Origin of the sequence: Mycobacterium aquaticum (genome assembly GCF_002086485.1) — a bacterium.
Taxonomy (GTDB): Bacteria; Actinomycetota; Actinomycetes; order Mycobacteriales; family Mycobacteriaceae; genus Mycobacterium; species Mycobacterium aquaticum.
Map to the genome: position 1 here is coordinate 60,757 of NZ_MVHF01000024.1, position 24,827 is coordinate 85,583.

Here is a 24,827-nt window from a genome sequence, read left to right on the forward strand (position 1 = left end):
CCATCACACCATTGCGGCGGCCCGCTTGGTGCGCGGGACGTACCGGCGCGGCGGAAACCAGCGGGCCACCCGCTCACGCAACTCCGCTGGGCCGCCGTCGATGAGCCCTTGGGCACGTGCGGTAAGCAGCAGGTTGCCCAGGGCGGTGGCCTCGACCGGCCCGGCCAGCAGCGGCACACCGAGCCGGTCGGCGGTGAGCTGGCACAGCAGTTCGTTCTGGGATCCCCCGCCCACGATGTGCACCGTCCGCACGTCGACGCCCGACAGCTCGGCGGCCGTACGCACCGATGCGGCGAAGGCCGCGGCCAGGCTTTCCAGAATCGCCCGGACCATCTGCACCCGCCCGGCCGGGGCGGGCCTGCCGCGCTCGGTGTACCACTGGCAGATTCGGGCGGGAATGTCGCCGGGTGCCAGGAAACGGGGGTCATCGGTGTCGAACACGTCGGCCGATGTCGGTGCATCCGCGGCTTGTACCAGCAGGTCAGCGAGCTCGACGGAGTGTCCTTCCCGCTGGTATTGCCGCAGCGTCTCACTGAGCAACCACATCCCCATCACGTTGTGCAGGAAGCGGATCCGGCCGCCGACCCCTACCTCATTGGTGAAGTTGGCCTGCCGCGCAGCTTCTGTCGCGACCGGTCCGGGCAGCTCGACACCCACCAAACCCCATGTCCCGCAGGAGATGTACGCGGCGTGATCGGGATCCATCGGGATCGCGGCGACGGCTGAAGCGGTGTCGTGCGAGGCCACCGAAACCACCTCGGCAGCACCTCCCAGTTGCTCGGCCACGCTGGGCAGCACCGGCCCTCGGCCGCTGCCGGCCTCCACGATGTCGGGGAACAGCTGACGCGACAGCCCCAACCGCGCCATCAGTTCACCGTCCCACGTGCCGTCCAGGCCGAGCAGTCCGGTGGTCGACGCGTTGGTCCGTTCGGCGGCCAGGACACCGGTCAGCCAGTACGTCACCAGATCCGGTATGAGCAGCACGGTGTCGGCCAGCTCGAGCATTCCGTGCGCCCGCTCATCGGCGAGTTGGTACACGGTGTTGAACGGCAAGAACTGTAACCCGTTGCGGCGGTACAGCTCCTCCGGAGAGATCACCGCGTGGACGAGATCGACGCCACGCTCGGTGCGGATGTCGCGATAGTGGTGCGGCAAGGACAGCAGCCGGCCATCGCGGAGCAGACCGTAATCGACGGCCCACGAGTCGACCCCGATGCCGACCAGGTTGTCACAGTCCCGGCCGGCCCCGACCAACCCGTCCATGACATGCGCGTACAGCCCAGGCACATTCCAGTGCAACACGTCACGGGTGCCGTCCCACAGTCGCAGCGGGTCGTTGGCGAACCGCGCAGCGGTCCGCATGTCGAACCGGTCACCGCTGATGTCGGCGACCATGACCCGGCCGCTGGTCGCGCCCAGATCGACGGCGGCGACCTGGGCGCTCATCGGAACACTCGGCTCTTCGCGCAAGCGCTCATCGGAGAAAGGCCGCGGCGACCCCCGCGTCCACCGGCACATGCAACCCGGTGGTGTGGGAGAAATCCGAGGTGCACAGGGCGAACGCGGCGTTGGCGATGTTCTCCGGCAGCACTTCGCGTTTGAGCAAGGTCCGTTGCGCGTAGTACTTGCCGAGATCCTCCTCGGCCACGCCGTAGACCGCGGCCCGCTTGGCTCCCCAACCGCCGGCGAAGATGCCCGAACCGCGGACCACGCCGTCGGGGTTGATGCCGTTGACCTTGACACCGTGCTCGCCCAGTTCGGCGGCGAGCAGCCGAACCTGGTGGGCCTGATCGGCTTTGGTGGCGGAGTACGCAATGTTGTTGGGCCCGGCGAACACCGAGTTCTTCGACGAGATGTAGATGATGTCGCCACCGAGTTTCTGGTCGATCAGCGCTCGCGCGGCCGCCTTCGACACCAGGAACGAGCCCCGCGCCATGACGTTGTGCTGCAGGTCCCAATCCTCGACCGTGGTGTCCAGCAACGACTTCGACAGCGACAGCCCCGCGTTGTTGACCACGATGTCGATCCCGCCGAAGGCCAGAACGGTGGCGTCGATGGCGGCCTGCACCGCACATTCGTCGGTGACGTCCGCAGCGATCCCGATCGCGACGTCACCATTGCCAATCTCTGACGCCGCCGCAGCGGCCTTCTCCGCGTCGAGGTCGGCGATCACCACGCACGCACCCTCGGCGGCCAGCCGCGTGGCGATGGCCTTGCCGATGCCCGACGCCGCCCCGGTGACCAGCGCGATACGGGTGGCCAGCGGTTTGGGTTTCGGCATCCGGGCCAGCTTGGCCTCCTCCAACGCCCAGTACTCGATACGGAACTTCTCCGACTCGTCGATGGGGGCGTAGACCGAGATCGCCTCGGCACCCCGCATGACGTTGATCGCGTTGAGGTAGAACTCGCCGGCCACCCGGGCGGTCTGCTTGTCCTTGCCATAGCTGAACATCCCGACGCCCGGGATGAGCACGATCGCCGGGTCGGCGCCTCTGATGGGCGGCGTCGCCGGATCGGCGTGCCGGTCGTAGTACGCCTGGTAGTCGGCCCGGTAGGCGGCGTGCAGTTCGGCCAGCCTGGTCTTGGCGTCCTCGATCGACGCATCGGCCGGCAGGTCGAGCACCATCGGCTTGACCTTGGTGCGCAGGAAGTGGTCGGGGCAGCTGGTGCCGAGTTCGGCCAGTCGGGGATGCTCACTGCGGGAAAGGAATTCGAGCACGCGAGGATCGTCGGTGAAATGGCCGACCTGCGGCTTGTCGGTGGAGGCCAGACCACGGATGAACGGGGCGAGTTCAGCGGCCTTGGTCCGGCGCTGCTCGTCGGGCAGCGGTTCGAAACCGGGCAGCGGCGTGCCGAACGGCTCGGGCTTACCGTGCTCGGCGATGTAACGCTCGGCGGTTTCGATGATCTCCAGCGAGTTCGCTTCGGCCTCAGCCGATGTCGAGCCCCACGCGGTGATGCCATGGCCACCGAGGATCGTGCCGATGGCCTGCGGGTTGCGCTCCTTGATGGCCGCGATGTCCAGGCCGAGCTGGAACCCGGGGCGCCGCCAGGCCACCCACACCACCCGGTCACCGAAGATCTTGGCGGTCAGCGCCTCGCCGTCGACGGCGGTCGCCAGGGCGATGCCGGAGTCGGGGTGCAGGTGATCGACATGGTCGGCGTCGACCAGCCCATGCATGGCGGTGTCGATCGACGGGGCAGCACCGCCGCGTCCGTGCAGGCAGTAGTCGAACGCCGCCACCATCTCATCCTCGCGTTCGACACCGGGATAGACATCGACCAGCGCGCGCATGCGGTCCAGCCGCAGCACGGCCAGTCCGTTCTCGGTGAGGGTGCCGAGGTCACCACCGGAACCCTTGACCCACAACAGGTTTACCGGGTTTCCGGTGACGGGGTCGATGTCGGTACCTTTGGCCGAGGTGTTGCCCCCGGCGTAGTTGGTGTTCTTCGGGTCTGCGCCCAACCGATTGGACCGGGCGATCAGTTCGGCAACACTAGGATTCGTCATGCGTCATGCTCCCCATGATGATTGAGTTCCGCCGATCCGCTCGGCGTTGATGGTGTCCTGATATCCCGATGCCGCGAAGGCCGCCATCGGATCGGCCGGTAGACCACGCTCGGCGCGCCACTGGGCCAGCGCCGGCCGCACGTCGGTGTAGAACGCGTCCATGACGATCCCGTTGGCGCCCAGTACATCTCCGCTGCTCTGCGCGAGCGCCAGGGCGTCGGTGTCGACCAGCAACACGCGCGCCGTCATCTCCTGGACGTTGAGCACCGACCGGATCTGACCGGGGATCTTGGCTTCGACGTTGTGGCACTGGTCGAGCATCAGCGCCACGTCCGAGCCGTGCTTTTCCCCGTCGCATCGCTCGCCCCGACCGCCGAGCCCGCCGCCGCGCACCACCTCGAACATGATGCGGAACAACTGGAACGGGTCGGCGGCCCCCACGATGAGGTCGTCGTCGGCGTAGAAGCGGGAGTTGAAGTCGAACGATCCCAGCTTTCCCAGCCGCAGCAGTTGCGCGACGATGAACTCGATGTTGGTGCCGGGCGCGTGGTGCCCGGTGTCCAGGCACACCACTGCCCGCTCCCCGAGTGCACTGACCTGGGCGTAGGCGGTGCCCCAGTCCGGCACGTCGGTCATGTACATGGCCGGTTCGAAGAACTTGTATTCCAGCACCATTCGCTGGTCCGGGCCGATGTGCTGGTAGATCGACGCCAGCGATTCTGCGAGTCGGTCCTGTCTGCCCCGGATGTCGCCCTGTCCGGGATAGTTGGTGCCGTCGGCCAGCCAGATCTTCAGATCCCGCGACCCGGTCTGATTCATGATCTCGATGCAGGCCAGGTGATGGTCGATGGCCTTCTGCCGCACGGTCTTGTCGGTGTGGGTGAGGCTGCCGAACTTGTAGTCGTCGTCCTGGAAGGTGTTGGAGTTGATGGTTCCCAACCGCACGCCCTGCTCGGTGGCGTACCTGCCCAGTGCCGCGTAGTCGTCGACGGTGTCCCACGGGATGTGCAGGGCCACGCTCGGCGCCAGACCGGTCAGCCGGTGCACCGTGGCCGCATCGGCGATCTTCTCCCGGACCGTGCGCGGGGTGCCGGGGGTGCCGAACACCTTGAAGCGCGTACCGGAGTTACCGAACGCCCACGACGGAAGTTCGATCGCCAGGTTGTCCAGTTCGGCGGGCAGGACGAGGGTGCTCATGCTGCGGTCCTTTCCATGGTGGTGACGACGGGCGCACCGTAACGCTCGACCTCGATCTGCTGCAGCGTCTTGCCGCGCGTACGCGGGGCGCCGACGGCGCCGATCAGCAGGGCCACGGTGAGAAGGGCGACGAGCAAGGTCCCGACGGCGGTGAGACCGGTGGCCGCCAGCAGGGTCGGGAAGAAGTAGCTCAGCAGCCCGGTGGCGGTGCGGACGACAAAGAACATCACGCCCTGGGCGCTGGCCCGGTAGGGCGTGGCGAACAGCTCGCTGGCCCACAGACTGTAGAACGCCTGGGCGCCGATGCCGCTGGCGAGACCCCACAGCACCGCGAAGGCCAGCATGGTCGGCACGCCGTCGTCGGTGAACGCCACCAGCACGATCCAGGCGACGATCCCCAGCACTGCCCCGATCACGTAGAGGAGGCGCTGGCTCATCCGGTCGGCGTATCGCATGAAGCCGAAGTAGGTGGTGAGGACTGTGCAGCCCCACACCAGGACCTGCAGCAGATTCTGGGCGACCGGGCTGTGCAGCCCGGCGGTGTCATAGACCCGGGGCATGAAGATGCCTGCCTGTCCGGCGACGGTGTTCCAGAACAGGTAGATGCCGCCGAGGAACAGCAGAGCGGTGATGTTGACCCGGCGGGAGAACAGCCCGCGCAGTCCACGGGTGCCGACGGCCGATGCCAGCGAATTCGACTCGTGACGTCCCTCGTCGGCCCAGATCTGTGATTCGGCCAGGCCTTGCCGAACCCACCAGACCACGGCGGCGACGATGAACAGGTGGCCGAACACCAAACGGGAGCCGATCAGCCCGAGCGGGGCGAGGGCGGCCGCCAAGGCGAACCCGATGAGCGGCCCGATCGACCAGGCCAGCTGCGCGGTGCCGACGTGCTTGGCGCGGGCGGTCGACGGTGCCTGTTCGGCGATGTAGGTCCACGACGCGGGGACGCCCGCACCGACCGCGATACCGGTGATGACGAATGCGGCAAGCAGCATGACGTAATTCACCGCGAACGCGGCGAGTAGCACGCCGGCCATGTAGACCAGCAGATCGTATGTGTAGATCGCCTTGCGCCCGAAGCGATCACACAGCGGACCACCCAGGATCGCACCGATCGCTGCGCCAAAAGCGTTGGCGCTCAACGCCGCCAGCAGTCCGACCGCGAAGTTGCCGATCCCGAACGCCGTCTGCCAGAAACCCAGACTGGTGGCGATCGCAATGATCGACCCGGCCTCGATGTAGTTCGACATGGCGACCGCGATGGTGGCCCGCCACCCGGTTGTGGAGCGTGCTCCGATCTTCATGGACCGCCTCTCCCATGGGCCGCAGAATTGAAACGTTTCAATTCGTGATGGGGGTCACGTTAAAGGATTGAGCGCGACCCCGTCAAGGCCGCGAGGGCCCCATCCGGCCCGATTCCGCTACTGACCAGTACGAATTCAGGTTCTTAGCAAAGTATTAACGGCAGCACCCAGCCGCCTTAGATTGCCCACTTAGCGTTGGGGACAGGTTGAAGCGACGACGCACAACCCAGCAAGCACAGGAACCACCGAAGGGAGGCTGATCATGACTATCACGACCAACACCCCGGCTTCGGACGGCAATCTCCGGTACGTGAACCAGGCGCTCGTCTGCGACGGTGCCTCGATCCGATCACAGTGCCGACAGCTGGCCACGGTGGTGACGATCAAGGGTGACGTCAACACTTTCAACATCGACACCATCACCGCGTACGTGCGCCGGTCCACTCTTCCCGAGAAGCCACTGGTCGTCGACATGAGCGGCGTGACCGGCTTTGCCTCGCAGGCGATTTCGTTGTTCTACGACGTTGACGAACGCTGTGGCGCACTTGGTGTCGACTGGGCCGTGGTCGCGAGCGATGCCGTCATCGCCGAGCTCGACGACATCGGCGTGCCGGTCACCGCGTCGGTGGCCGAAGCACTGCACCACTTCGCCGAAGGCAACCTGGCTCGCCGCAGGCTGCTCCCCCTACTCACCAAGAGCGCCTGAGAGAAAGGGCCACTACCATGCTGATCGACGTTCGATGGCTGACAATGCTTCTGGGTCGCCGGCGCCGGGTCGCCCATCGGCACCTGCTCGCCCACTGAGCCCGCCGGGTCAACGCCCGGCCACTCACCACCGCGAAACCCACGGCGTGCTGCAGAGATCCTCTGCATGCACGACGTCGGTTTCGCTTTTCAGGCTTTCGCTTTCACGCGATGGCGCCGGAATCCTTGAGCTCGGCGATCCTGTCCCAGTCGATACCCAGCTCCATCAGCACCAGCTCGGTGTGTTCGGAGGCCTGCGGTGCCCGCGTGGTCTCCAGCGGCTCGTGATTGAACTGCACCGGCCCACGCACCACCCGGAAGGGTTTAGCGTCCGTGCCCTCGACCTCCACGATCATGTCGTTGGCGATGGCCTGCTCATCGGTGGCCAGGTCGACCAAGCTCTGGAATGGCGCCCACTGACCTTTCATCGTCGTGAGGTGCTTGCGCCAGTACTCGAAGGGCTTACCACGGATGGCCGCGGCGATCAGCTCCGCGGCCGCCTCGGCGTTCTCGATGAGCGGTAGCACGTCGGAAAATCTCGGGTCGTCGGCCAGTTCGGGCAACCCGAGGTGCTCGAACGCGTCTCGGATGTAGCCGGAGGGGCTCACGATGCACAGGTTGATGGTGCCGCCGTCGGACGTCAGATAGTTGCCGAGGAACGGGTTCACCGTCGGGCCGGCGGAGTCCGGCATCACCGATCGCATGGTCTCGCCGCTCTCCATACCCTGGGTGACGCTCGCCCCGGCCGCCCACCATGCGGTGCTGAGCAATGACACGTCGACCTCGGTTGGCTCGCCGGTCCGTTCCCGGTGAAACAGTGCCGCGGCGATGCCGCCGGCGATGTTCATGCCGCCGATGGAATCCCCGAACGCCGGGATGCCCTGCGACAAGGCACCGCCGAACTCCTCGGGTGTCAGCGCGTGCCCGACCCCGCTGCGGGTCCAGAACGCGGTGCCGTCGAAACCACCGACGGTCCGCTCCGGCCCCTTGTCGCCGTACGCGCTGCCCCTGGCATAGATGATGTCCGGATTGACCGCACGGATGTGCTCGACGTCGAACCTGTTCTTCTGGCGGGCCTGCGGCAGGTAGTTCGTCAGGAACACATCGGCGGTCTTGGCGATCTCATATAGGACCTCCTGACCATCAGGGGTCGATACGTCGATGCCGACGCTGCGCTTGCCCCGGTTCGGATGCTCGATGAGCGGATGCCGGTCGGGGTCGAGTTCGAAACCGCCCATGTTGATGAAACCGCGTTGGGTGTCCCCCCGCAGCGGGTGCTCGACCTTGATGACGTCGGCGCCCCAGTCGGCGAGGATGGCGCCCGCCGCGGGGACGAACGTGAACTGCGCGACCTCCAAGACCCGGACACCCTGCATCACCTTGGTGGTCATCACACCCCTTCAACCGTTGCATTTACGGTAAGTGTAGCGATAAGACGGCGCATGAAGCGCTCGGATTGCGGGTATCCCGGACCTCGGATGGCGTTGCCGTCCAGTCGAGCGTGAACTGATGGAGGTCCGCGATGACCGTCAGCGAAGAAGTCAACGAACGACAAGCCAGGCAGGTCGCCGAGCAGGCTCGCGAAGCGCAGTGGCATCAGCCCAGTTTCGGCAAAGAATTGTTCCTCGGCAGATTGCGGTTGGATCTGGTCCATCCGCATCCGCGAGGCCCCGCCGAGAAGACGCAGCGCGGCGAGGCGTTCCTGGCCCGGCTCCGGGAGTTCTGCGAGTCGCAGATCGATGCCGCGGTGATCGAACGGGAGGCCCAGATCCCGGACTCGGTGATTCGGGGCCTGAAAGAGCTCGGCGCGTTCGGCATGAAGATCGGCACCGAGTACGACGGGCTTGGCCTGTCTCAGGTGTCCTACAACAAGGCGCTCGCCCTGGTCGGCTCGGTGCATCCCGCGCTCGGCGCGCTGCTTTCGGCGCACCAATCGATCGGCGTACCGCAGCCGGTGGCGATGTTCGGCACCGAGGAGCAGAAGCGCACCTGGCTGCCCCGGTGCACCCGCGAGATCAGCGCGTTCCTGCTGACCGAACCCGACGTGGGAAGTGACCCGGCCCGGCTGCACGCGACGGCCACGCCAGACGGTGACGACTACGTCCTCAACGGCGTCAAACTGTGGACCACCAACGGTGTCATCGCCGATCTGCTGGTGGTGATGGCCCAGGTACCCGCGAGCGAAGGGCATCGCGGCGGCATCACCGCCTTCGTCGTCGAAGCCGACACTCCCGGCATCGTCGTCGCGAACCGCAACCGGTTCATGGGATTGCGCGGCATCGAGAACGGTCTGACTCGGCTGACCGATGTCCGGGTGCCCGCCGCCAACCGCATCGGCCGCGAAGGGGAAGGGCTGCGAATCGCGTTGTCCACGCTCAATGTGGGACGCCTGTCATTGCCTGCGGTGTGCACGGGAACCGCGAAGTGGTGTTTGAAGATCGCTCGCGAATGGTCGAAGGAACGGGTGCAGTGGGGTCGGCCGGTCGGTGAGCACGACGCGGTGGCAGGCAAGGTGGCCTTCATCGCGGCCACCGCATACGGGGTTGAATCCATGGTCGAGCTCGCAGGCGAGTTGGCCGACGCGGGCCGCACCGACATCCGGATCGAGGCCGCGCTGGCCAAGCTCTACGGCTCGGAGATGGCGTGGTTGATCGCCGACGAGCTGGTACAGATCCGGGGTGGACGCGGTTTCGAAACCGCCGAGTCGCTGGCTGCCCGCGGCGAGCGGGGCGTGCCCGCCGAGCAGATCCTGCGCGACATGCGGATCAACCGGATCTTCGAAGGGTCCACGGAAATCATGCATTTGATGCTCGCCCGCGAGGCGGTGGATGCCCACCTGTCGGTGGCCGGCGACATCATCGACCCCGACGCCGACCTGCGGCAGAAGGCGAAGGCGGCCGCACAGGCAGGCAAGTTCTACGCCCGCTGGCTGCCGACGCTGCTGACCGGTAAAGGCCAACTGCCCACCTCGTACTCCGAGTTCGGGCCGCTGGCCGAACATCTGCGTTACGTCGAACGCGCCAGTCGCAAACTCGCGCGCAGCACCTTCTACGCGATGTCGCGGTGGCAGGGCGGCCTCGAGCACAAGCAACGGTTCCTGGGCCGCATCGTCGACATCGGCGCGGAACTGTTCGCGATCACCGCCGCCTGTGTGCGGGCTCAGAGCGACGAGATGAACGACGGCGCCGCCGACCTCGCCGACGCGTTCAGCCGCCAGGCGCGGGTCCGAGCCGACCAGCTGTTCGAGCAATTGTGGGACAACAGCGACGACTCCGACCGGTCGCTGGTGAGAGACGTGCTCGCCGGCCGCTACACCTGGCTCGAGCGCGGGATCGTCGACCCGTCGATCGAGGGGCCATGGATCGCCCAGGAAGGCGGCGCTGTCCGCGAAGACATGCACCGACACATCCGATGAACGACCTGTCGAAGGCACCACCTCAGACGTAAACTGAGCAAACTATGGCGTCGGCGAACGCGCACGGCGGCGAATGGGGCTACTGGCCTCATCCGGTGCACATGCGTGATCACTGCCTGAGTCGCCGACAGGCACGGCAGATGAGCCGCCGGTTCGCCGACGTCGGTGTCGGGATCGCCGCAGCCCGTCTTCGCGAGATCGCCACCGGCGCCCCCGCCTCCGAAGCAGAGTTGACCGACGTCGAGTTCGCCGTCTGGGCAAGCGAGTTCAAGCATGACGAATTCCTGGCCAAGTTCGAACGGGCCAAGCGGGAGTGCCTCAAAGGGCTCGTCGTCATCGTCATGGCTCTCGTCATGCTGGCTTTCCTGCTGTCCGCGGCCGTGTGCGTGTTGAGCGCGACGTTGCACACCACACCGTTCAACAACGGTCAGATGTGGCAACCGGTGATCCCGTCTCTATTTGAACCGGCCGGCGAAACCTCGCAGTGGTAGATCCGCGCTCGTGAGCAGGCCGGGCGGAGCGGCGACGACCGATTTGATGGCATTGAGCGCGGGCAGACCGGTGACCGTCATCCCGATCGACGCGAAGCTGCTGGGGTCGGAAAGATCCACCCCCGGTTTCGGGAAGATCATGTGCTTGTTGTAGACGCACGGGTCACCCATGATCTGGGTTATGTAGCAGCCCTTGATATCCCAGCTGGGGTCGGTGTTCGGGGTCATCTGCCATTCGAGATGCGTTTCGATCTTCGGCTCACCGTCGACCAGCCCCTGGTATTTGATGTAGTTGCCGCCGAGTGAGCCCTTGGGCAGCTGATACCAGCCGAGGTCGACATCCTTGGTGCACGCGCCGAGTTCATAGCTGAAGGTGACCTCGTCCAGCTGTACGTCGAAGCAGTCGGCCATCAACAGCACACTGTCGGCGAACACCCGGGTGTATTTCTCCAGCATGCCGGGCAGGCGTGGATCATCAACGGGCAGACCGTATCCCACCTCTTTCCAGGTGTCAGCCGAATGGTGGCATGACACGTCGACGGATTCGATGGTGGTGACGTTGGTGATCTCGGCGACGTCGGCAGAGCACACCACACCGAGGATCTGGTTGAGGCCCGGGTTCATGCCGGTGCCATAGAAGGTCGCACCTCCTTTTGCGCAGGCCTCCGCGAGTACCTCTGAAACCTTCCTGCCGGAGGAATGCGGATGGTTGGTGTCGCGGTGCCAACCGGTGATCCAGTCGGCCGTGGTCACGATGTCGATGCCCGCCTCGAGAACTTTCACGTAGAGGTCCTCGTCGGGGAAGACGCCGTGGAACGTGACCACATCAGGTCGGGCGGCGATGATCTCGTCGACTGATCCGGTGGCGATCACCCCGTTGGGGGCCAGCCCGGCGATCTCACCGGCATCCCGGCCGATCTTTTCCGGTGTGTAGCAATGCAATCCGATCAGCGTCAGGTCGGGGTGAGCTGCGATGCGCTTGATCATCTCGGTGCCCACATTGCCGGTGGCCACCTGGAAGACGCGGATCTGCTCGGTCATAGCGTGTCGGCCTTTCTGATTCTTGCCAGGTCCGCAGCGCTACCGCCCAGACCGTCCGGATAGAACTGCGTGGCCCACTTGCGGATCGCGGTGAAGCCCTCGTACTCGGCGGTGGCCAGGGCCGGTGGGTCCGAATACCGTTGGTGCGACCAGATGTGGATGTCCTGGGTGAACTGCCGGATGACTTCGTCGCCGAACAGCTGCGCGCGCGCCGCCGTCGTCTCGTCGTCGCGGCCGGGAGTGCGGCCGATGTAGACCATGAACCGCACATCGGAGGTGCGATCGTCGACCGGCGTGACCGCCGAGATGGTGCGGTTGTCGATCATGCCCCAGCTCTTGGTCACCGCGATGCCCAGTCCGCCGTTGATGGCCTCGACGCCGCTGTTGACGTCCTCGATCTTCTGGGCGTCGCCACCTTCGAAGGTGATGGTGAAATCCACGTAAGACCACGGTTCGGCGAAGTCGTGCCGCGTGAACACGGGGACTATCGGGGTCTGGTGGACGAACTTGAAATGCGCGAAGTCGACGCCGTTTTCGAGCACGTACTGCGGATGAAGTTCCAGGTCCTGACGGAACAACCGCTGCTGTGGGTAGTAGTCGGTCTCGGTTTTCTCACCGAGGTCGGCGAAGATGTCGGGCACGTCGAAGTAGGGCTCGCGTCCTTGGATGTCATGCCAGATGTAGACCGACGCATTGCGTTCCGTGACCGGGTAGGTGCGCATGCGGCGCCCGCGGTTGGGGCGGTCCTGGTACGGGATACACACGTTGCGGCCTTCGTGGCTCCACTGCCAGCCGTGAAATGGGCACTGGATGACCTCGCCCTCGACGTGTCCGCCGTAGCCGAGGTGCGCACCGAGGTGTTCACAGTAGGCGTCCATCACTGCCAACCGCCCGGATTGCGAACGCCAGGCAACCATTTCGCGATCGAAGTACTTCATCCGGTGCACCTCGCCCGCACGGATCTCGTCCGACCACGCCACCTGGAACCAGCCCGTCGGTTTCATCGACAACGGCGGTTTTGCCATGGCCCCAGAATCACAGAAGGTTCTACGAAAGTCAACACTCGCGTAGCATGCCCGAAATGACCGAGCGGCGCACAAACCGGCGTGGCCAGGCCGGCCGTGAGAGCATGCTGGACGCCGCCGTCCATGCACTCGCCTCGGGTGCCCCCGGTTCGGTGTCGGGCAACCGCATCGCCAAGGACGCGGGCGCCACGTGGGGCACGGTCAAATACCAGTTCGGCGATATCGACGGCCTGTGGGCGGCGGTGTTGCGCTACACGGCCGAACGCCGGGGGCAGATGCCTGCGCACGCGGTCCCACACGGCACCTTGCGGCAGCGCGTCACCGGCATTCTCGATGTCATGTACCACGGGTTGACCGCCACCGACTCGCGCGCCATCGAGAACCTGCGCGCAGCTCTACCCCGGGACCGCGACGAGCTGGAACGCCTCTACCCGCAGACCGCCGCGGAGCTCGCGTCGTGGCAGCGGACTTGGATCGAGGACTGCCAGAAGGCATTTGCCGATCTGGACGTCGACCCGGCCCGGGTGCGGGAGGTGGCGCTGTTCATCCCGGGCGCCATGCGCGGCATCACCTCAGAACGGCAGCTCGGCAGCTACATCGACCTCGAGGAGGCCCGCCGCGGTCTGTCCAACGCGATCATCGCGTATCTGGAAAACCACTAGTCGCGGATCAGCACGCGCACCAGCTGCTCCCCCACCCGGTCCAGCGGGTCGGGGCTGCGCTCGGCCCGGCACATCGCCACTGCGCCCTCGACCGCGGCGACGATCAATGTGGCTGTGCTCGTGGCATCTTCGCGCTCGCAGCCGCGTTCCCGCAGGGCTGAGGCAAGGATGGACACCCAGTTGCTGAACGCGAAGACCGCCGCTTCCCGCGGTGCTCCGTCTTCATCGGGCACGTCATCGACGCACACGGCGAGCACGGGGCATCCGGCCCGGAACTCGTTGTCGACCAGAATCTCGCGCCACATGGCGACAAATTCCCGCAGACCTTCCGCAGGACCCGCAGCCACTGCGTCGGTGAGCGCCCGCGCGGTCGTGTCGTCGGCCCAGCGCACGGCTTCGGCGGCCAACTGATACTTCCCGCCGGGAAAGTAGTGATAGGTCGATCCCAACGGGGCGCCTGCATGCTTGGCCAGCTCGCGCACGCTTGCGGCGTTCAGGCCGCGGCGCCTGAGCATGTCGGCCGTCCCCGCGATCAGGCGCCCTCGTGCATCGAGCTCGTCGACCATGCGTGACACCCCTGCCTATGACGATCGTTTAGCGCAGACTACCTGCAGCTATAACGGTCGTCATAGGCAACACGCGGGTCAGTCGAACGCCACGCTGAAGTACTGCGTCTCCTGGAACTCGTGCAGACCTTCGCGGGCTCCCTCGCGCCCGAGACCGCTCTGCTTCATCCCACCGAACGGTGCCGACGGGTCCGACACTATGCCCCGGTTGATACCGACCATGCCTGCGTCGATGGACTCGGCCAGCCGCAGGGCGTCCTGCAGGCGACCCGCGTAAACGTACGCGGCCAAACCGTATTCGGTGTCGTTCACCCAGCGCAGCAGCTCGTCCTGATCGTCCCACACCACTACCGGCGCGACAGGTCCGAAGATCTCGTCGGCGAGGATCGCCGCGTCGGGAGCGACCCCGGTGAGCAAGGTCGGCCCGACGTACCAACCATCGGACGGCGCCTGGGCCTGCGCGGCGATCGTGGCACCGTCGGCGACCGCGGCCTCGATCGCGCCGCGCACGCGCTCGGCAGCCTTGGGGCTGACCAACGGGCCGACCTGCGAGGCCGGGTCCGCCGCAGGGCCGACCCGCAGTGCGGCGACCTCGGCGCCGAAGCGTGCGACGAACTCGTCGACCACCGCGGCGTGCACATAGAACCGGTTGGCCGCGGTGCAGGCCTGTCCGCCACCGCGGAACTTCGCGATCATCGCGCCCTGCACGGCGGCCTCGATGTCGGCGTCGGCAGTCACCACGAACGGGGCGTTGCCGCCGAGTTCCATGCTGGCGTTGACAATTCGATCGGCGGCCTGCTTGAGCAGCACTCGGCCGATGCCGGTGGAGCCGGTGAACGAGATCTTGCGGACCCGCTCGTCGGCGAGCCAGGCCGACACCACAGAGGCTGCGTCGGTGGTGGGCACCACGTTGACGACACCCTCGGGCACGCCGGCGTCGGACAGGATCCGCGCAATCGCCAAGGCGGTCAACGGCGTTTCGGCCGCCGGCTTGAGCACCACGGTGCAGCCCGCAGCCAGAGCCGGGGCGATCTTGCGGGTTGCCATGGCGGCCGGGAAGTTCCACGGTGTCACCAACGCGGCGACCCCGACCGGCTTGTGCGTCACCAAGGTGCGAGCAGCGCCCGCTGGGCTCATACCGTAGCCGCCGTCGGTACGCACGGCTTCCTCGCTGAACCAGCGGAAGAACTCGGCGGCATACATGACCTCGGCACGCGCGTCGGACTGCGGCTTGCCGTTCTCGGCGCAGATCAGCGCGACCAGACGGTCGGCATCGGCGATCATGAGATCGTATGCGCAGCGCAGGATTTCGCTGCGATTGCGCGGGGCCATGCCCGCCCAGGAACGGAAGGCCCGATGTGCGGCGTCGACGGCGGCCGTGGCGTCGGCCACCGTACCGTCGGACACATCGGCGATGACGGACCCGTTCGCCGGGTCGTGCACCTCGAAGGTCGTCGCAGTGCCGTGTGCCCGGCCGCCGATCAGGATGCCGTGTTTGGCGTCGAGCTCGGCGATGGCTTTCTGGTAGTTCACGGTCGGCTCCCTAGGGGTAGAGCCCACGCAGCTGCGCGGCCTGGGCGACGCGTTCCACGGCCAGGCAGGTGGCCGCGGTACGCAGGGGAAGGTTCAATTTGGCGGCGTGCGCGGCAACCTCGTCCCACGCGGTGAGCATGCGCTCGGCCAGACGTGACTCGACCTCGTCGGCCCGCCACCAGTACGCCTGATTGGCCTGCACCCATTCGAAGTACGACACGATGACACCGCCGGCGTTGGCCAGGATGTCCGGCACCACAAGGCGACCGGCGTCGCCCAGCACCAGATCGGCCTCGGGCGTGGTGGGCCCGTTGGCGCCCTCGACCACGACCTTCGCCCGGATCTTGTGCGCGTTGGCGCCGGTGATCACGCCTTCGACGGCGGCGGGCACCAGCAGGTCGACGTCGCTCTCCAACAGGTCGGCACCTGAGATCTCGACCCCGCCGGGGAAGCCGACCACCGAGCCGGTCGCGGCGACGTGGTCTTCCAGGGCTGGCACGTCGAGTCCGGTGGCGTTCGCGACGGCACCGTACTGATCGGACACCGCGACCACCCGGACACCCTCATCGAAGAGGAACCGCGCGGCGTGGCTGCCGACCTTGCCGAAACCCTGTACGGCAGCGGTCGATCCGTCGATGGTGATGTCGCGTGAGCGCATCGCGGCCAGCGCCACGTGCACCACGCCGCGGGACGTCGCGGTGGCCCGCCCGAGTGACCCGCCGAGGCTCACGGGCTTGCCGGTGGTGACGCCGAGGACCGTGTGGCCCTTCTGCACCGAGTAGGTGTCCATCAACCAGGCCATGGTGTTCTCGTCGGTGCCCACGTCGGGCGCCGGGATGTCGTGGGCCGGGCCGATCAGCGGGCTGATCTCGCTGGTGTAGCGCCGTGTGACGCGCTCGAGTTCGGCGGTGCTGTACTGCCGCGGGTCGATGCGGACCCCGCCCTTGGCGCCGCCGTACGGCACGTCGAGCAGGGCGCACTTCCACGTCATCCACATGGCCAGCGCCCGCACCTCGTCGAGGGTGACGTCCGGTGAGTAGCGCAGACCACCCTTGGCCGGACCGCGGGAAACGTTGTGCTGCACGCGATGTCCGATGAGCAGCTCGATGTCGCCGTTGTCGCGGCGCAGCGGGATGCCGACGGTGACCTCACGGCGCGGCGTCGCCAGCACGTTGTACACGCCGTCGTCGTAACCGAGGATCGTCGTCGCCTCACGCAGCTGGGAGCGGGCGTCGTCGAGCGGATTCAGCGCGCCGGGTGCTTCGGTCGCGGGCGCCTGCGGCGCTCCGGTCGTGACGGTCATGCGATCTCCGCGAAGGCAGCGGCCAGGATGTCCAGGCCTTCGTTCAGCAGGTGATCGGGCATCGACAGCGGCGGCAGGAACCGCAGCACGTTGCCGTAGGTGCCGCAGGTCAGGACGACCAGGCCCTGGGCATGCGAGGCTGCCGCAATGCGCTTGGTCAGATCGGCGTCGGGCTCGATGGTTCCGGGCTTGACCAGCTCGACGGCGACCATGGCGCCGCGACCACGCACATCTCCGATCCGCGGATCGGCGGCGGCCATCGCGGTGAGCCGGCTGATCATGGTCTCGCCCATGGCCGCGGCGCGCGCGACGAGCTGCTCACGCTCGATGGTCTCGACGACGGCGAGTGCCGCCGCGCAGGCGAGCGGGTTGCCACCGTAGGTGCCGCCGAGCCCGCCCGCGTGCGGGGCGTCCATGATCTCGGCGCGGCCGGTGACCGCGGACAGCGGCAGGCCGCCCGCGATGCCCTTGGCGGTCACGATCAGATCGGGCACCAGGCCCTCGTGCTCGCAGGCGAACATCGCGCCGGTTCGGGCGAACCCGGTCTGTACCTCGTCCGCGACGAACACCGCACCTGAAGTCGTGCACCAATTCTGCAGCGCGCCAAGGAATCCGGGCGCGGGGACGATGAAGCCACCTTCACCGTGGATCGGCTCGATGACCACAGCGGCGACGTTCTCGGCGCCGACCTGCTTCTCGATGAGGTCGATGGCCCGGGCAGCAGCGGCAGCACCGTCGATCTCGCCGTCGCGCAGCGGGAACGACGTCGGCACGCGGTACACCTCGCCGGCGAACGGGCCGAAGCCGTTCTTGTACGGCTGGTTCTTGGCGGTCATCGCCATGGTCAGGTTGGTGCGGCCGTGGTAGGCGTGATCGAACACGACGACGGCCTGGCGGCGGGTGTGGGCGCGGGCGATCTTGACCGCGTTCTCGACAGCCTCGGCGCCGGAGTTGAACAGCACGGTGCGCTTGTCGTGATCACCCGGGGTGAGCCGGTTGAGCTCCTCGGCGACCCGTACGTAGCCCTCGTAGGGCGTGACCATGAAGCAGGTGTGCGTGAAGGCCGCGACCTGCTGGCTGACGGCGTCGACGACGGCCGGGGCGCTGTTGCCGACGGTGGTCACGGCGATGCCGGAACCGAAGTCGATGAGCTGGTTACCGTCCGCGTCGACCAGGATGCCGCCGCCGGCGGCGACGACGTACACCGGCAGCGTGGCTCCGACGCCGCGGGCCACCGCGGACTCCTTGCGGGCGTGCATCTGCTGCGAGACGGGTCCCGGAATGGCTGTGACGATCCGGCGTTCCTGTGCGATGGCCGAAAGCTCCGTGGTGGTCACGTGCTCCTCCTAAAAACTACTGAGCGGTATTGCTGACCACGTTAGGGAGACCGGCGTTACACCGGCATGTCAGTGACGCACAATTGCAGTTCTCCAGACTGTGCAAAAATGTCAGCATGCTCACCGTCGGCGACATCCTGCGCTCCGAAGCGCTGGGGCTGCACGAAATCCATGTCCCGCGGCCCGATGCCGACGTCCGCTGGGTGGCCACCAGCGAATTGGCCGATCCGGCGCCTTTTCTGGAGGGTGGCGAGATCCTGCTGACCACCGGCCTGGAGACCGGGCGCTGGCGCACCGAATGGGACGGCTACGTGCAACGGCTGGCGCAGGCCCGAGTGGCCGCCATCGGCATGGCGGCCGGGTTGACCCACGCCAAGACACCGCCGGGCCTGATCAAGGCGTGCCGGACACACGAGGTGAATCTGTTCGAAGTGCCCCGGCAGACCCCGTTCGTCGCGATCAGCCGGCACATCGCGCAGCTGCTCGAGGAACAGGAGTCCACCGCCGCCCGCGAAGCGCTGACGACCCAGCGCCAGCTGATCTCCGCGGCCGCCAAACCCGACCCGACGACAGCGGTCGTCACGGCCCTGGCCCAGGCCGTCAGCGGCGCGGTGTGCCTGATGGCCCCTGACGGCCGGGTACTGACCGGCCCGGTCGGCCCGCGGCGCGCGGACTTCCCACTCGATGAGGTCGAGGAAGACGTGCGTCGGCTCCACGCACACGGCAGACATTCGGCGGCCGTACAGTCCCGCCCAGGCCAGTCGGTGTCGGTCTACCCCATCGGCTTGCGTGGCAGACCATCGACATACCTGGCCGCGATGGGCCCGATGCGACTGTCCGACGGGCAGCGACACGCGGTCACCACCGCGGTGGCCGTGCTCGGCCTCGTCGACGAGCAAGACCGCAGCCGTGCCAGGACCCGGCGGCACCTGCGTGGGCGGGCCGTCGAGCTTTTGGTCGGAAACGATGCCAGGACAGCGCAATTGGTGCTCGAAGTGGACTGGCCGGTGCCCGTGCTGCCGGATCGGGTTCGAATTCTGCGCGCGACGGGTCCCGAGCACGACACCGACGACGCGATGTCCGCGCTCGAACGACGCGGCATGCTGGCCGGCATGGTGTCCGGTGAGCTGTGTGCGGTCCTGACGCCGGAACAGACGCAGCAGGCCGCAGACCGGCTGGACCAAACCGGTCTGCTGATCGGCATCGGCCATGCGGTGCCGCTGGCCGAGGCGGCCGCCGGCTATCGCACCGCCGGCCTGGCGCTGGCCCAGGCCACTCCGACCGCGCGCGTGGTGAACTGGGACCGCGTCATCGGCGATGGCCCGTTGGGTTTGATCGACCCGCAGCGGGCCGCGGCGTTCGCCGAATCATGGTTGAGCGACCTGGATTCCGAGCAATTGGAGACGCTGCGCTGCTTCCTGCGCCATCACGGATCCCGGCTCAAGGTCGCCGAGGAACTCGGTCTGCACCGCAACACCGTGCGCAACCGGCTCGAGGCCATCGAGGCGGTGCTGCCGGGAAAGCTCGACGATCCGCAGACCCGGGTCAGCGCGTGGATCGCACTGCAGGTTCAACCCTTGAAGTAGACGAACTGGTGCGTGGTCGCCAGCAGCGCACCGGAGCGCCCCCACGGTTGAGCGGTCTGGTCGAGGTAGCCGCCGGAGAACCGGTGCGCCCGGGCCGTCGCGAGGACGAAATCGTCGCCCTGGGACCTGATCTCGGGTTCGTCGGCGTGGAAATAGATAGTCATGGTGACCGTGCCCGCAGGCAGTGCCCGGCCGAGCCGCAGGTAGACACGCGGGTAGAAGATGTCGCACACGGCGGTCAGCGCCGCGAAATCCATTGGGCGAGGCGGATTGTCTCGCACCCACAGGGTTGTGGTCGATACCTCCGAACCGCCTTCCTCGGGGGCGGGAAAGGCGCCGTCGACGAAGCGCATGTCGTAGTTGTCGAACCACACCAGCCCGAACGGGGGCCTCGACCGGGTGATCTCCTCGGGCCGTGGTGCAGGCGGCGGAACGATCTCGGTGGCCGACCAGGTGTCCCGCCGCAGCCCGAATACCGCTGTGGCCGAGGTCTTGACGTCGTCGTCCTGGCTGAGTTGGAGAATCCAGTGCTGATTGGAGCGATTGGTCTTGACCGCCCGTGCCGAGATCATGAAGTCTCCGTCGACGATCGGCGCCAGGTAGTTGACGGTCAGGGCGATCGGCCGGCCGTGGCGGTCCGGTTGCAGTTCGACGGCGCGGAGCAGGGTGGCCGCGGTGATCCCACCGAAGGGCCCCACCATGTTGGCCCATTCCGGCATCGTGCGGCCGCGCAGCCGCCCGTCACCGGCCGGTTGCAGGTCGAGCGCCGTGTCGAAGCAGTTCACTCCGACAGCGTAGGCAGGCGCCCTTCGTGTTCAGCAGGGGTCACCCGGCGGAGTGTAGTACGGCACGCCTTCGACCGTGTAGCACGGGATCTCGCCGGGCACGTACGGCACGTGAGCCGCGGCGATGGCGGCACCGGTGGCGACGTCACCGGCGACATTGGTGCAGCCGCCCGCGGCGAAGTGCCTGCCGTCGGCGCCCGCACACACGTCGGCTCCGGCCGATGGTGCGCTGATCAGAGGTACGAATGCCGTTGCGGCCGCAAATAAGCCGGCGGACAACAACGCCTTGGTGCGGTTGGCCATGTGATGCTCCTACTTGTCCGACTGATCGCCCCCGATGGCAGTCATGGTGACAGGTATTTGACGACCCCGTCGGGTCTTCGCAGATCCTCTCGGCGGAGCACTCACGTGACGTCGAACGCCGTCTCTGGCAGGTGATCCACCGCATGCGTGCCACTCCCGAGCCGGGCCGCGGTCAGCCGCGCGACCGCTTCCTCTGTGAACACCGACAGTCCGAGATCGGGGTTGTAACCGTGGATCTCCTTGACGTCGAGTTGCGCGAGGAAATACAGGATCTCTTTGGAGACCACCTGTCCGGGCACCAGCACCGGGAAGCCCGGCGGATAGGGCACCACAAAGGTGGTGGATACCAACGTCTTTCCCTCTGCGATGCGCCGACCCGCAGCCCCCAGCGGCACGTACTCCCGGTCCGACTCTTCGTACCCGGCGTAGAACGCCGAACGCATGTCACCGAACGAGCTGGCCCCGTCGGGGCGGAACGCGATATCGAACTCGCTGAAGTTCGGCAGCGGCGGCAGGTCCTCGGTGATCTCCTCCACCCGGCGCGCCAGCAGTGCTCGATCGGCCTTGCTCGCCGTGCTGAACTGCCGGTCCAGATCCGTCGCGACCCGCCGCAGCGCATCGAGCAGATAGTGCACGCTCGACCACGTGACACCGATGGTGAAGATCAGCAACACACTGTTGATCGAGGTCTTGTTGATCTGGATGCCGAACCGCTCCATCAGCACCTTTTCCCGGAAGTCATAACCCGTCATCCCGGTCTTGCCGATGAACAACGTGAGCCGGGTGGGGTCGAGCACGAACTCGTCGGACCGCCAGGCCTCGTTCCAGCCTTCCAACGCGCCCTGACTGACCTGCCGGTACGACCGCACCTCCGAGGGCCGGTACTGCTCGGGCACCAGATCGGACTCGTCTAGGATCCGGAACCACTTCTTCACCAACGGGTCGATCCGGACGCGGTGCCGGAACACCAGCGACATGTTGTAGGCGTACCGGACCAGCTGGAAGCCCTCCAGATCGACCTGGCGCCGAGCCAGGTCCAGCGACGCCAGCAGCTGTTGATTCGGCGAGGTCGAGGTGTGCGTCAAGAACGCCTCGGCGAACGCATCCCGGCTCTGGGTGTTGAAGTCCTGATCCCGGATGTGGATCATCGACGCCTGCCGCAGCGCCGAGAGCGACTTGTGGGTGGAATGCGTCGAGTACACCCGCACCCTGGCCTTCTTCGGGTCGGGCAGCAAGCGGTGGTTGACCCACTCGCTGCGCTCGACACCCTTCATCTCCGCACACCAGGCCCGGTACCGCTCGGCGTACTCGCTCGATTCGAGCATGGTCTCCAGCCGTTCGGCACTGATCATCGCGGTGCGCCCGCGTGACCACGGCACCGCGGTGGCGAACGCGTACCACGCCTCGTCCCACAAGAAGCAGATGTCGGGCTTGATCGCCAGCACCTCTTCCATCACCCGCTGCGGGTTGTAGACGACACCGTCGAATGTGCAGTTGGTCAGCAGCAGCATGCGCACCCGATGCAGCTGACCGGCCGCCTCCAGATCCAGCAGCGTCTGCTTGATGGTGCGCAACGGCACCGCACCGTAGATCGCGAAGGACTCCAGCGGATAGGCATCGAGATACAGCGGGGATGCCCCCGCCAGCACCAGGCCGTAGTGATGCGACTTGTGGCAGTTGCGGTCGATCAGCACGATGTCGCCGGGTCTGACCAGCGATTGCACGACGATCTTGTTCGCCGTCGACGTGCCGTTGGTGACGAAATAGCTGTGGTTGGAATTCCAGGTCTTGGCGGCCTTGTCCATCGCTTTCTTGAGGTTGCCGTGCGGATCCAGCAGCGAGTCCAGGCCACCCGAGGTCGACGAGGTCTCTGCCATGAAGATGTTGCGGCCGTAGAACTCGCCCATGTCCTGCAGTGATTTCGAGTTGAAGATGCTCGCGCCCCGGGCCACCGGAAGCGCGTGGAACTGCCCGACCGGAGACTGCGCGAATTCGCGCAGTGCGTCGAAGAACGGGGTCGCGAACCGGGTGCGCATGCCGGCCATCACCGTGCTGTACAGGTCGGTGGCGTCGTTGAGCCGGTAGAACGTGCGGTGATAGATGTCGGGCTCGTACTCGCCGGGCGACGCGATCGACTCGTCGGTGACCAGATACCGGTCGATGTGCGGGCGCAGCTCCCGGATCCACTCCCCGCACTCCACCCAGTCGTGGGTGCGGTCGGTCGCCACGGCCACGTCGTTGGCGCCGAGCAACCGCGCCATCACCGGCAACCGGTCCCGCGAGCGCAGCGGCAGATCATGGCGGATGATCGCCGCCTGGATCTCGCCGTTGAGCGCGACGGCGGTGATCGCATCCTCGACGCTGGGCACCACCAGCAGTTCGAACTGCACATCGTCGTCGGGGTTGCGCAGCGCGCGCAGGCTTTCGGCCAGTCCCTCCGGGCCTGTCGATGTGGAGTCGTCGGCGAGCAACACCGTGTAGTACTGCGCACGCTTGACCCTGGCTTCGAGCTCCTGCTCGGCCAATGACGAGGACGTGTCGAACAGCGCCGCGCGGTCGCCGTAATCCGAGAGCAACCGCACCGCGAGCGACACCTCGTCACTGAGCAGCTCAGTCGCCAGATCACCCAGATAGCCGCGAAACTCCTCGACCTTCGTCGCCCCGGGATACAGCCAGTACCGTTCGTAGGCGCTGAGCCGGTCCAACAACCGTTTCACCCGAACCGTCTCATGCTTGGTGTCCAGCCCTGCGCGGTGCACCGCAAGCAACTGCCTGCAGGCATCGTCGAGCAGGTTCCACGTGTCGATCCGCGAGTACGACGGGTTGGCCACCGCCGCCAGCGAAGAGACCCGCAGCCTTCTGGTACGTCCGCTATCTCGGTCCATGCCCCCGATCCTCCGCCAGCGGCCGCGTGTTACGCCCGTTTCCCGGGAAAACGATGCGGTATTGCAGCGCTTACCCGGGCGCAGCGTAGACCGGCCGACCCAGTCCGAGAGCGTGCTGGGCGATCATGTTGCGGAACACCTCGAGCGTGCCGCCGTAGATTCCGGTGGGGCCGGCCAGCCGGAAACGGTACTCGACACCGCCGGTGAGGACTCCGGCCGGGCCGAGGATGTCCATCAGGTCCGGGGACCCGTCACGCAGGGTCTGAGCGATCGCGACGCGCCCGTACATATCCGGCGTGCTCATCGCAGTCTCCAGTCGGGCAATGGCGCGGCCGAGCCGGTAGTACACCGAGTCGTCGTGCGCGGCCCGATTCGCCACGGCGCGGGCGACGCGGTCGACGGCCTCGGCCATCAGCGTCGAGCGCGCCGCGCAGCACCGCCCACCCTCCGTTGACGGCGCCGACGCGATAGCGGTCGGCCACCCGGACATCGCTGTAGTACGTGATGTTGGTGCGGTCGCCGTCCACGGTGCGGATGCCTTGGATCTCGACGCCCGCGGCGTCGAGTGGCACCAGGAACATGGTCAGGCTGTGGTGCTTGGCCGCGTCCGGGTCTGTGTTGGTGACCAGGAAGACGTACTGCGCGTTGTGGGCATTCGAGGTGAACATCTTGGATCCGTTGATGATCCAGTCGTCGCCGTCGCGCACTGCGCGGGTCTTGCAGGTGGCTACGTCGGAGCCGCCGTCGGGTGCGGTGTAGCCGAGGCACAGCCGTATCCACCCTGCGAGCACGCCGGGCAACACCTCGTCGACCAGCTCCGCCGAACCGAACCGCTCGACGGTGTGCGCCACCATCGCCGTTGTGCCCCAATGAAACCAGGGCGTGTGAGCCCGCCCGATCTCCAATTCCCAGATGCGCCGCCGCACCGCGCTGAAACCTCCGTCGGCCTCGCCGCGGTAGTCACCGGCGAGATATCCGGCGCGACCGAGCGCGAGATGCACTGTCTCGTCGAAGTTTTCCCCGGTTTCCCGGTCGCGGGCGAGGACCTCGTCGGTGACGACGGTCGCCAGGAAGGTACGCAGCCCGTCACCGAAGGCCTCGTCCTCCGCCGACAGTGCCACCCTGGACAAATCCAT

Annotated in this window: 18 protein-coding genes and 2 pseudogenes; 5 read left to right on the top strand and 15 right to left on the bottom strand. The window is 66.7% G+C overall.

Annotated elements, in window-relative coordinates:
• Positions 1–3: 3 nt before the first annotated feature.
• Genes BST13_RS21915 through BST13_RS21930 form a run of 4 tightly spaced genes read right to left on the bottom strand, consistent with a single transcriptional unit; the run spans position 4 to position 6,015 of the window.
• A complete protein-coding gene (locus BST13_RS21915) occupies positions 4–1,446 on the bottom strand; it encodes a rhamnulokinase (RefSeq protein ID WP_083166121.1) in 1,443 nt (480 codons plus the stop codon).
• A 28-nt stretch (positions 1,447–1,474) separates the two neighbouring features.
• Positions 1,475–3,511: a bifunctional aldolase/short-chain dehydrogenase gene (locus BST13_RS21920; protein ID WP_083166122.1), complete on the bottom strand. Its 2,037-nt coding sequence runs from the start codon at positions 3,509–3,511 to the stop codon at positions 1,475–1,477.
• Positions 3,512–3,514: 3 nt separating this feature from the next.
• Positions 3,515–4,708 (bottom strand): L-rhamnose isomerase, encoded by a 1,194-nt coding sequence (gene rhaI, locus BST13_RS21925; protein WP_083166123.1) that lies wholly within the window; start codon positions 4,706–4,708, stop codon positions 3,515–3,517.
• Entirely contained in the window at positions 4,705–6,015 is a 1,311-nt protein-coding gene (locus tag BST13_RS21930) for an MFS transporter (protein ID WP_083166124.1), read from the bottom strand. Before BST13_RS21930 ends, rhaI begins: the two co-directional genes overlap by 4 nt.
• A 262-nt stretch (positions 6,016–6,277) precedes the next feature.
• On the opposite strand from BST13_RS21930, the gene BST13_RS21935 reads away from it, so the two are divergent.
• Positions 6,278–6,721, top strand: a complete 444-nt coding sequence (locus BST13_RS21935) for an STAS domain-containing protein (RefSeq protein WP_083166125.1) — start codon at positions 6,278–6,280, stop codon at positions 6,719–6,721.
• Between the two features lie 202 nt (positions 6,722–6,923).
• On the opposite strand, the gene BST13_RS21940 is transcribed toward BST13_RS21935, so the two are convergent.
• On the bottom strand, positions 6,924–8,135 hold the full coding sequence (locus tag BST13_RS21940) for a CaiB/BaiF CoA transferase family protein (RefSeq protein ID WP_083166161.1): 1,212 nt from the start codon (positions 8,133–8,135) through the stop codon (positions 6,924–6,926).
• Between the two features lie 146 nt (positions 8,136–8,281).
• Between BST13_RS21940 and BST13_RS21945 the strand changes: the two genes are divergently transcribed.
• A complete protein-coding gene (locus tag BST13_RS21945) occupies positions 8,282–10,174 on the top strand; it encodes an acyl-CoA dehydrogenase family protein (RefSeq protein WP_083166126.1) in 1,893 nt (630 codons plus the stop codon).
• A 44-nt stretch (positions 10,175–10,218) separates the two neighbouring features.
• Positions 10,219–10,665, top strand: a complete 447-nt coding sequence (locus tag BST13_RS21950; protein WP_245839766.1) for a hypothetical protein — start codon at positions 10,219–10,221, stop codon at positions 10,663–10,665.
• Here the strand turns inward: BST13_RS21950 and BST13_RS21955 are convergent.
• Positions 10,630–11,706: an NAD(P)H-dependent amine dehydrogenase family protein gene (locus BST13_RS21955; protein ID WP_083166127.1), complete on the bottom strand. Its 1,077-nt coding sequence runs from the start codon at positions 11,704–11,706 to the stop codon at positions 10,630–10,632. The two genes, BST13_RS21950 and BST13_RS21955, sit on opposite strands and share 36 nt — an antisense overlap.
• Positions 11,703–12,731 carry a Rieske 2Fe-2S domain-containing protein gene (locus BST13_RS21960; RefSeq protein ID WP_083166128.1) on the bottom strand — a complete coding sequence of 343 codons (1,029 nt, stop codon included), beginning with the start codon at positions 12,729–12,731 and terminating at the stop codon, positions 11,703–11,705. Before BST13_RS21960 ends, BST13_RS21955 begins: the two co-directional genes overlap by 4 nt.
• A 47-nt stretch (positions 12,732–12,778) precedes the next feature.
• On the opposite strand from BST13_RS21960, the gene BST13_RS21965 reads away from it, so the two are divergent.
• On the top strand, positions 12,779–13,393 hold the full coding sequence (locus tag BST13_RS21965; RefSeq protein ID WP_083166129.1) for a TetR/AcrR family transcriptional regulator: 615 nt from the start codon (positions 12,779–12,781) through the stop codon (positions 13,391–13,393).
• Here the strand turns inward: BST13_RS21965 and BST13_RS21970 are convergent.
• From BST13_RS21970 to gabT, 4 genes are all read right to left on the bottom strand, one after another.
• The gene (locus tag BST13_RS21970) at positions 13,390–13,959 is read right to left on the bottom strand and encodes a TetR/AcrR family transcriptional regulator (protein WP_083166130.1); all 570 of its coding nucleotides are present in this window, start codon (positions 13,957–13,959) and stop codon (positions 13,390–13,392) included. The genes BST13_RS21965 and BST13_RS21970 overlap by 4 nt on opposite strands.
• 78 nt (positions 13,960–14,037) lie before the next feature.
• A complete protein-coding gene (locus BST13_RS21975; protein ID WP_083166131.1) occupies positions 14,038–15,492 on the bottom strand; it encodes an NAD-dependent succinate-semialdehyde dehydrogenase in 1,455 nt (484 codons plus the stop codon).
• Between the two features lie 10 nt (positions 15,493–15,502).
• Positions 15,503–16,795 carry a Glu/Leu/Phe/Val family dehydrogenase gene (locus tag BST13_RS21980; RefSeq protein ID WP_083166132.1) on the bottom strand — a complete coding sequence of 431 codons (1,293 nt, stop codon included), beginning with the start codon at positions 16,793–16,795 and terminating at the stop codon, positions 15,503–15,505.
• Positions 16,792–18,132: a 4-aminobutyrate--2-oxoglutarate transaminase gene (gene gabT / locus BST13_RS21985; RefSeq protein ID WP_083166133.1), complete on the bottom strand. Its 1,341-nt coding sequence runs from the start codon at positions 18,130–18,132 to the stop codon at positions 16,792–16,794. Before gabT ends, BST13_RS21980 begins: the two co-directional genes overlap by 4 nt.
• A gap of 116 nt (positions 18,133–18,248) precedes the next feature.
• Between gabT and BST13_RS21990 the strand changes: the two genes are divergently transcribed.
• On the top strand, positions 18,249–19,718 hold the full coding sequence (locus BST13_RS21990; protein ID WP_083166134.1) for a PucR family transcriptional regulator: 1,470 nt from the start codon (positions 18,249–18,251) through the stop codon (positions 19,716–19,718).
• On the opposite strand, the gene BST13_RS21995 is transcribed toward BST13_RS21990, so the two are convergent.
• The 4 genes and pseudogenes from BST13_RS21995 to BST13_RS22010 all read right to left on the bottom strand — a co-directional run bounded on the left by BST13_RS21995 (position 19,703) and on the right by BST13_RS22010 (position 24,827).
• Entirely contained in the window at positions 19,703–20,503 is an 801-nt protein-coding gene (locus BST13_RS21995; RefSeq protein WP_095533659.1) for an acyl-CoA thioesterase, read from the bottom strand. The two genes, BST13_RS21990 and BST13_RS21995, sit on opposite strands and share 16 nt — an antisense overlap.
• Before the next feature lie 30 nt (positions 20,504–20,533).
• Positions 20,534–20,806: a hypothetical protein gene (locus BST13_RS22000; protein ID WP_083166135.1), complete on the bottom strand. Its 273-nt coding sequence runs from the start codon at positions 20,804–20,806 to the stop codon at positions 20,534–20,536.
• Between the two features lie 161 nt (positions 20,807–20,967).
• Positions 20,968–23,691 (bottom strand): annotated as a pseudogene (locus BST13_RS22005) (aminotransferase class I/II-fold pyridoxal phosphate-dependent enzyme); the annotation flags it as partial.
• Positions 23,692–23,761: 70 nt separating this feature from the next.
• Positions 23,762–24,827: pseudogene (locus BST13_RS22010) on the bottom strand (acyl-CoA dehydrogenase family protein).